This is a genomic window from Vulcanibacillus modesticaldus, assembly GCF_001730235.1.
In the GTDB taxonomy this organism is placed as follows: Bacteria; Bacillota; Bacilli; order Tepidibacillales; family Tepidibacillaceae; genus Vulcanibacillus; species Vulcanibacillus modesticaldus.
On record NZ_MIJF01000022.1, the window covers coordinates 20,759 to 30,052 of the forward strand.

The 9,294-nt window shown below is 32.6% G+C and carries 8 protein-coding genes and 1 riboswitch; of the genes, 2 read left to right on the top strand and 6 right to left on the bottom strand.

What is annotated here, in order from left to right; genetic code table 11:
- Positions 1-25 precede the first annotated feature (25 nt).
- The 6 genes from purB to BHF71_RS05475 form a co-directional block, all read right to left on the bottom strand.
- Positions 26-1,324, bottom strand: coding sequence for an adenylosuccinate lyase (purB, locus tag BHF71_RS05450; protein ID WP_069656661.1), 1,299 nt, complete (start codon positions 1,322-1,324; stop codon positions 26-28).
- A gap of 12 nt (positions 1,325-1,336) precedes the next feature.
- Complete coding sequence (locus tag BHF71_RS05455) at positions 1,337-2,482, bottom strand: 5-(carboxyamino)imidazole ribonucleotide synthase (protein ID WP_069656662.1); 1,146 nt, start codon at positions 2,480-2,482, stop codon at positions 1,337-1,339.
- Positions 2,470-2,961 (bottom strand): 5-(carboxyamino)imidazole ribonucleotide mutase, encoded by a 492-nt coding sequence (gene purE / locus BHF71_RS05460; RefSeq protein WP_069656663.1) that lies wholly within the window; start codon positions 2,959-2,961, stop codon positions 2,470-2,472. The genes BHF71_RS05455 and purE overlap by 13 nt, the downstream gene beginning before the upstream one ends.
- Before the next feature lie 254 nt (positions 2,962-3,215).
- A riboswitch (purine riboswitch) is annotated at positions 3,216-3,317 on the bottom strand.
- 112 nt (positions 3,318-3,429) lie between these two features.
- Complete coding sequence (locus tag BHF71_RS05465; RefSeq protein ID WP_069656664.1) at positions 3,430-4,587, bottom strand: amidohydrolase; 1,158 nt, start codon at positions 4,585-4,587, stop codon at positions 3,430-3,432.
- 236 nt (positions 4,588-4,823) lie between these two features.
- A complete protein-coding gene (locus BHF71_RS05470; RefSeq protein WP_069656665.1) occupies positions 4,824-5,348 on the bottom strand; it encodes a hypothetical protein in 525 nt (174 codons plus the stop codon).
- A gap of 64 nt (positions 5,349-5,412) precedes the next feature.
- On the bottom strand, positions 5,413-5,973 hold the full coding sequence (locus BHF71_RS05475) for a hypothetical protein (RefSeq protein WP_069656666.1): 561 nt from the start codon (positions 5,971-5,973) through the stop codon (positions 5,413-5,415).
- Between the two features lie 451 nt (positions 5,974-6,424).
- Here BHF71_RS05475 and BHF71_RS05480 point away from each other — a divergent pair, with 451 nt between their 5' ends.
- Together BHF71_RS05480 and BHF71_RS05485 are read left to right on the top strand one after the other, a co-directional pair.
- The gene (locus tag BHF71_RS05480) at positions 6,425-7,555 is read left to right on the top strand and encodes an ABC transporter ATP-binding protein (RefSeq protein WP_069656667.1); all 1,131 of its coding nucleotides are present in this window, start codon (positions 6,425-6,427) and stop codon (positions 7,553-7,555) included.
- 4 nt (positions 7,556-7,559) lie between these two features.
- Positions 7,560-8,321: an ABC transporter permease gene (locus tag BHF71_RS05485; protein ID WP_084024270.1), complete on the top strand. Its 762-nt coding sequence runs from the start codon at positions 7,560-7,562 to the stop codon at positions 8,319-8,321.
- Positions 8,322-9,294 lie beyond the last annotated feature (973 nt).

A 9,294-nucleotide genomic window follows, 5' to 3' on the forward strand; every position in this document is an offset into this window, starting at 1 on the left:
TGATTCTTCAGCTCCCGACTTGGATTTATTCATTTAAGCCTAATCTCTCGAAGATATAATCAACATTTTTCAGATGATATCGATAATCAAAACACTCATCGATCTCCTCACTACTTAACACCTTTACGATCTTTTCCTCTTGGCTTATCAATTCTTTAAATGATCTTTGTTCATTCCAAGCCTGCATCGCCTTTTTTTGCACTAAATCATAGGCTTCTTCACGAGTCATCCCTTTATCAATTAATGCTAATAAAACTCGTTGGGAGTAAATCAAGCCATAAGTCTTCTCCATATTTTTCTTCATATTATCTTCAAATACGGTTAAGTTTTTCACAATATTGCCAAAGCGATTAAGCATGTAATTTAATAAAATGGTTGCATCAGGGATAATAATCCGTTCTACCGAAGAGTGGGAAATGTCCCGCTCGTGCCATAGTGCAACATCTTCATATGCTGAAACCATAAACCCTCTTAACACTCGAGATAATCCAGTAATATTTTCCGAACCAATTGGATTTCTTTTGTGTGGCATCGCAGATGATCCCTTTTGGCCTCGACTAAAAAATTCTTCAACCTCCCTAGTCTCTGTCTTTTGGAGTCCCCTAATTTCTACAGCAAATTTTTCTAAGGAAGTCCCGATTAATGCTAGGGTTGACATATATGCTGCATGTCGATCCCTTTGTAAAACTTGAGTAGAAATGGGAGCCGGTTTTAAACCTAATTTTTTGCAGACGTATTCTTCAATCGATGGAGGGATATTGGCAAATGTTCCAACAGCACCAGATATTTTTCCGTATGCTATTTCATCCATAACCCTTTTAAATCTTTCTAGGTTGCGTTTCATCTCTTCATACCATAAGGCCATTTTCAAGCCAAAAGTTGTTGGTTCAGCATGTACTCCATGTGTTCTTCCCATCATAACTGTATATTTATGTTCAATAGCTTTATCTCTTAAAATTTGGATAAAATCCTCAATATTTTTCAATAAAATCTCGTTAGCTTGTTTTATCCTGTATGAAAGTGCAGTGTCTACCACATCGGTTGATGTTAAACCATAATGCACCCATTTTGATTCAGGACCTAACGTTTCGGCAACAGCTCGGGTAAAAGCCACAACATCATGTTTTGTTTCCTCTTCGATTTCTAAAATCCGCTGAATATTGATTTTAGCATTTGCCCTGATTTTTTTAACGTCCTCTTCAGGAATTTCTCCTAACTCCGCCCAAGCTTCTGCGGCTAAGATTTCAACTTCTAACCAAGATTTGAATTTGTTTTCCTCGGTCCAAATAGCTTTCATTTCAGATCGTGTATATCTTTCAATCATTTTAATCCCCCATTATGATAAAGATTTGTAAAGTTTTTCCGCTTTTTCGATTGCTAAATCTACTGTATTCGCTATTGTTGTGAAATGGCCCATTTTCCGTTTGGGTCTTGCTTCTTTTTTTCCATATAGGTGTAGTTTTGTTGATGATTCTGATAAAATCTTTTCCACTTGAAAATCTTTCTCCCATAAATCCCCTAATAAATTCACCATTACGCCGGAAGATAAAATTCTGGTATCGCCGAGTGGTAAACCGGTTATTGCCCGAATCGTTTGTTCAAATTGACTCGTTACAGCAATATCCAATGTGTAATGCCCCGAATTATGAGGGCGAGGTGCTAGCTCATTTATATATACCTCACCATTTTGATCTTGAAAGAACTCTACACATAAAAGTCCCACATAATCCATTTGTTCCATTATTTCTTTTGTGAGACTTATTGCTTTATCCACAATCTTCTTATCTAATCTCGCTGGAGCAATTGTTCGATGTAAAATATGATCTTTATGTTCATTCTCAACTACAGGAAAAGGCACAAAAGAACCTCTCTTGTTTCTGGCAGCGATTACTGAAAATTCTCCTTTTATCTGCAACCAAGTTTCAATAACTAATTCATCATATCGCTTTAACCATTCTTGAATTTGTACAATTTCTTTTTCGGTTATTTTTTTAGCCGAAAGTCGCATCTGCCCTTTGCCATCATATCCACCGGTTATCGTTTTCACTACAACTTCATCGGCCGTTTTTTGATGAAAATTGATTACTTCTTCGACAGACCAAACATTTAAAAAAGGAGCTACTGGAAAATTCCTTTCTGCCAACCATCCTTTCTCATTTCTTCGATTTTGAGCAATGGCTATAACTTCTGGATCAGGATATAACGGAATAAACTTAGAAACATTTCGTAATGTAGTGATTGGAATATGTTCCGTTTCTACTGTAGCCACATCCACTACTTCTACAAATTGATTAAGTGCTCTTTGATCTGAAAAACTTCCGACTACAGTTGATGTTGCTACATTGCATGCTGGGCAATCACTTTCTTCACTCCATACAATAACTCGATATCCTAAAGTTTGAGCTGCAACAGATAACATCTTACCCAGCTGTCCACCGCCAATTATCCCGATTGTTTTACCAGGTAATATTAGTTCTCCCATGGTTCGACTAATGCCTCCTTAGCTTGCACTTTTCTAAAATGATGAATTCGTTCTTTTAAAGAGACATCATTATTTGCTAAAATCGAGACCGCTAATAATCCTGCATTTTTAGCCCCTGCTTTTCCGATCGCTAAGGTCCCAACCGGGATCCCTCCTGGCATTTGTGCGATTGAAAGTAAGGAATCCAAACCATTTAATGCTGCTGACTTAATTGGTACTCCCAGCACTGGTACGATGGTCTTGGCAGCTACCATTCCCGGTAAATGTGCTGCTCCTCCCGCACCAGCGATTATCACCTTTAGTCCTCTTTCTTCTGCTGATTCAGCATATTGATATAATAGATCTGGGGTACGATGAGCAGAAACTATTTTTTTCTCATATTGAATATTAAAATTCTCTAAAATTTCTGCAGCGTGTTTCATCGTTTCCCAATCAGAACGACTTCCCATTATTAAACCTACTAGTGGTTTTTGTCTCATCTTCTCCCTCCCAAATTCCTTTTACGATTTTTTCATATATCCATAACCATTTGGTATAAACAATAATTTCCTAAAAACAGAATAGCCCAAACAGGTAGGTTCCCCAATCGAAAACGAGAGAAACCTACCCGCCTGGGCTTTTATCCCTTCGGTGTAGCATGCATATTAAAAGGTATAATGGCATGCTTGAACCACTCGGTCTTTTACATAGGAATAAATAATCAATACATTAAAATCAATCCCATGTAGAGAACCCTAGGTTCACTTTCACTCGTAGTCCAGTAATTTACGGTTACTGGGTAGAGACTCTCAGGCCATATCCCTGACATTATACGAGTCGATATTTTTTTAACAACATCAATTTATAACTACTTCATATTTATAGTTTAACTGGAGATGTTTTCTCTGTCAATAAAAAACGAACATTAATATCTTTTTTGTAAAAATTGTTCGTTTTATCTTAATAAATTACATTTCTCTTTGATATACTACTTTGCCATTAATAATTGTTACCTCAACTTTTGTTCGGAAATCAAAAGGATTACCGGACCAAATTACAACGTCAGCATCTTTACCTACTTCTAACGAACCAACTTTATCTTCAACTCCCATATGCCTTGCTGGATTGATCGTAATAGCTTTTAAGGCAGTCTCTTCGTCCAAACCTTCTCTTACAGCGATTGCGGCAGATACACTAATATATTCAATCGGTACAACAGGATGGTCTGTAATAATAGAAACAGGTACTCCAGCCTTATCTAATTCCACTAAAGTATGCCAACCCCTATCGCCTAATTCAATCTTGGAACGATTACTAAGTGTTGGTCCAACAGCAGCTCTGTAACCTTTTTCTGCAATAATATCTGCAATAATATGACCTTCTGTACAATGCTCCAATGTTAAATCAATCTCAAATTCTTCGGCTATTCTGATGGCAGTCATGATATCATCAGCTCGGTGTGCATGAGCCCTTAGTGGAATTTCTCTTTTTATAACTTTTATAAGTGACTCCATCTGTAAGTCTACTTCTGGACTTTTTTTATCGTTACCTTCTTCCATCTTTTTCATATAATTCTTCGCTTTGGTTAAATTTTCTCTTAGAACTGCAGCTGTTCCCATTCTAGTTGATGGCATTTGCTTTTTTTCTCCATAAACTCTTTTAGGATTTTCACCAAATGCTACCTTTATTCCCGATAACTCTTTGACTAACATTTCTTCGACAACTCGCCCATAAGTCTTAACAATTGACATTTCTCCACCAATAACATTGGCACTTCCAGGCATTATTTGGACAGTTGTAATCCCACCCATATACGCATCAACAAATCCTTGTTCCAAGGGATTAATAGCATCTAAAGCTCTCACATGAGGAGTGCTTGGGTTTGTCATTTCATTTCCATCTGCTCCAGCCCATCCAATAGTTTCTTCAAAAACACCAAGGTGGGTGTGAGCGTCTATTAATCCAGGAGTAACCCATTTGTTTTGTCCATCAATTATTGTTGCATCTCCAGGTATTTCGATATCTTCACCAATCGCTTTAATCTTTCCCTCTTCAATCAAAATAACTCCATTTTCGATAGTACCCTTAGTAACCGTCAGCAACTTAGCATTAGTAATAGCTATCACAGCTGCTCCCTCCTTAAAAAATTTTAATATTTTTATCAAATTATCTCATTTGGTAAATCTATTCTAGAATTAATAGGATATTCCTGCGCTGATATTGATTTAAAAAATTTTATTAAACAATGTGAACACCAAATTGATAAAGATTCTTCTTCAGGAAACACTGGTGGTTTTTCTTCATTAACTTCTTAATAATTAAAGAAAGAGATAGGTCTTTAATTTAAGGCCTATCTCTCTAATTAATCATATGGCACATAATCTTTATCTTCTTTATAAATATTTATTAAATCAATAGGTATATCCTCTTTATTTAGCTTTCCAATAAAGATATAAGGATGTTTAATACCTAGTTCATTAAGAATGATTGATCCACGGTCACGAGAATATTCCAAATCTAATTCGTTATTCTTTAAAATAATATTATTAATATGACTAGAACCATCAAAAAAAGATTTTGGACTTACACCATTACTATAATATATTACATATTCATTAGAAAAATCTATTTTTTTATCTATATATGAGATATAATGCAATATTTTTTTATAATGATTCGGTAAATATTTATTACCAAAATCTTCCCATCCTTCCTTTGAGGTGAACACAATAATTTCATTAGGAGGAAAAAAACCTAGTGACTCATCGAATGTAATCATCCCATCAAATAAAACTTCAAAATTCAATTTTTTCTCATTAGCATTCGTAACAAATACAATTAATATTAAGGCTGTAATTATTAATACAAATAATAAATGTTTTTTCAATAAAAAGCACTTCCTTTTATTTTTTTACATTTTTTTATATAGGATTATTTCTTCAATTGGAGCCCTATCTCTTAAGTTTTGACGGTCGCCCGTAATCCTTATTTTTTTGATAAAGATTTTCTAAATTACTCGGAATATCTTCTTTTTTGACCTTCAAAATTAATATATTAGGATGGGTTGCTTCAACTTTCTCATTTGTTGTTAATATTCCATTTAATATATCTTTTGCTTTTTCATCTTCATTAAAAACTATTTCTATTTTATTATTTAATATTTTTACTTTTTCAACTGAAGTAAAGGATAGATTATACCAGGTTTTTGCACCGATTGTGCTTCGAAAAACAAGATACTCTTTATTAAAATTCACTTCATCATACATAGTCATATAGCTATATAGCCCCTGATATTGGGGGAAATATTTTTCCCCAAATTCTTCCCATTGTTCGTATGAGGTAAACACAATCGGACCAGTTGGCGGCAAATCCTCAAGCTTTAAGTTAATTGTAATAAAACCATTGTACAAGACTTTAAAACCTATTGTATTCTTATCTTTTTCATAAAAATATATTACTAGTGTTACTATCAAAATGATTACAATAACTAGTAATAATAATAGTTTTTTCAAGGTAAATCACCTCCTCCCATTACCTTAAAATAATTTTTGCGTGTCTATGCTTTTATACTAACACCAATACACACAAATTACTCATGTAATTAAAGTGTGGGTAATGTTATCAAAATCAGTTATCTAGTCAAAAAATCATGACTCATGATGATAAAAAAACATTATTGAATTCATTAATGATCAAATTAGTAAAAAATAAACAGAAGAGGTTGAACTCTGTTTTATTGGTGGAGAACCACTACTATAACAGAATATTCGAGAATTTAAAGCGATACTCAAAACATCTTCCCATTACATTAAATGTAAATTTAAATAAGAAAAACATGAATGATATTTCCAATTTGGTCAATAACATATTAGAATCTAAGATAGATATGTAACTTGTTTTTAGTCTTGTATTCGATTCTGACTACAAGCGATATCAACATACTTTAGATTACAATGGGGAGGTATGGGAGGATGTGCAGAATTTGTTTGTGGTTTATATAAGGAAAATGAATTTATAATAAGTCCTGATGCTAAGCTATATAAATGTATATGTGGTGTTGGACTTGACAAATTCTTGATATCTCATGTGTCAGATTATGGCAATATAAAGAGCGTAATTAATCAAAGTCAATTTATTGAGTCTGACAGAATGAACGTTAAAGGAGGTCCTATGAAATATAGTATTAAAAACTTATCAAAAGATTATAAAAAGAAAAATGTACTAAAAGAGTTGAATTTTGACATACAAGAAGGTGAAATACTAAGCATTCTTGGTAAAAATGGAGCCGGTAAAACAACGCTAATTAAAATATTAGCTAACCTTCTCTATCCTACTTCTGGTGAAGTATATTATCAAGGAACTCCTTTATCTAGACTTGGAAGCTCATATTATGATGAAATAGGTGTTGTATTAGAAGGTTCAAGAAATATATATTGGTATATGTCAGCGATTGAGAATATTCAATATTTTGGTAGTTTATACGGTTTAAAAGAGAAAGACATAACAATAAGAGGCAATAAACTTTTAAAGCAATTTGGCTTATTTGAGGATAGAAATAAAAAAGTTGGTCAATTTTCAAGGGGTATGCAACAAAAGCTCGCTATAATAATCTCAATGATACATAGTCCTAAAGTACTTTTCTTAGATGAACCAACTCTTGGATTAGATGTAATTTCAAAAAATACGTTAATAGAGGAGATAAAATCGTTATCGACTAATGATAAAATAACGATTATATTAACTTCTCATCAACTTGATGTAGTAGAAGAACTTTCTGATAGAATACTAATGTTGAATGAAGGTACAATTGAGCTTTTTGAATCTGTTGCCGATTTAAAAAAACTCCATGGAACAGGTTCATATGTAATTGAATGTAAGGGATTTATAGACGAAAATTTATTATTGAATAAATACAATGATACCAAAATTAAAATAAATAAAGAGTGGGTTGAAATATCAGTTGAAAACGATAATTATGATTACGTTTCAGCTATTGCGTCTGAATTGACAAAATATAATTGTACAATTGATTCAATTAAACGTAAAGGTGCAAGTTTAGAAGAAGTTATCTACAATAAATGGAAGAAGGTGTAGAAGGTTGAATTTTATTAGAATATTAAAAGCTGAATTTAATAAGTATCTTTGTGAAATGCGTAGTTATTATCCAGATCATATAGTCGGACTAGTTGTTACATATATTTTTTTTATTGGTTTTTTTGTTGGATTAAGCAAAACCGGTTTAGGACAAGAGTATCTTCATCTAGGTTTTATTTTCTGGTTCTTCGCTTCAACTGTTATTAGTGAAGGATCAATTTCTATATCGTTTGAAAAACAGACTGGCACTTTTGAACAATTGCTGCTCAAACCAACGCATATACTAAAAATATTGACTGCAAGAACTATGGTATGGTTTTTTATTACCTTTATAAAAGTAATAATATTAATGTTTGTTGTTATAATTTCATTAAGGATATCTTTTCCTTTCGACTTGAGAATCATACCAATAATGTTAGTAACACTATCAGGTCTATTTGGATTTGGTTTAATTCTCTCTGCATTAACATTGATTTATACAAAAACAGCTTCCTTTGAATCGATCATATCTTATTTTTTACTATTTTTTACTGGAGGAATTATATCGCTAGAGCAACTTCCTGGATATGTTATAAAGGTTGCTGATTTTTTACCCTTGACAATAGGAATAAGACTAAGTATGAGCATTCTAAGCGGAGCTCAATTGCCTTCTTCTAGTATATTAGGATTATTCACTAACAGCGGAGTATATCTTCTTCTTGGAATTGTTATCTTTATTTACTGTCACAATTATGGTAAACGGGAAGGTTTATCCGCGGATTATTAACCGTTATTTAATTGTTGTATTAAACCACTAGCATTGCTTAAAGATATTTTTCATTTATCAAGGAGTATTCTCGATGACCTTCGTTTTGTTAGGCTCCGTGTTGTAGTTATAGCATAACCAAATAACTAGTAAATCATTCGGGTGTTCATTCAATTATACTAAATAGGGAATAATGTTTCGTCACCCTTCTGAAATTTCCTTAGCTAGCCAATGATTTCTTTTTTTATAACATTACCTCTTCTGATAACTCTCTTTGATTATCCGAAATTCGGACAAGATCATCAAAACTTACAACTTTAGTACAGTCAGCTTTTGTTTTTATAGTAAAATCTTCTCAAATAATCCTTGAATATAAGATATATAAACCATTACGGATCCTATTATAATCAATAAAAAAAGAAAATTTTGTATTTTTCATAATATTGGTTTCAGCCATTATATCCACTTCCTCCATATAAAAAATTTTACCAAATAATTACTGTTTCTTCGATAAAAATATTTAGTATAGAAAGGATTCCCATCAGTATCTAGTTCCATGGAATTTTTTAGCCACTATTTTACTCAGTAAAAATATTCACTCTTCAGAAATGTATGAAATAACGTTAATTTGTCGAATATAAATCAATTGTGTTAAAATTGGATGTAAATTCATTTTGTAAATAAAGTTTTAAGAAACTAACATATTAATTGAAATATTAAGTTTTAATGCAGTCTATTAATGATCGGTAGTGTCAAAAGTTCTATGAAAAATTAAACGTTTGGTGAAAAAGAAATTAAGAATGACAAAATTGGGGAACAAAGAACTTCACAAAGGGTTAAACAAGTATAGCAAAAGCATGACTTCATTTAAACAGTGACAAAAAAGAGCATACTGAAGCAGACTCTTAAAACAGAGCCTAATTAATACTGTTAGATTAAGCAGACTGTTGCTCTAAAATAAATTCCTGTGACAACTCAATAAGTTTAGACCACC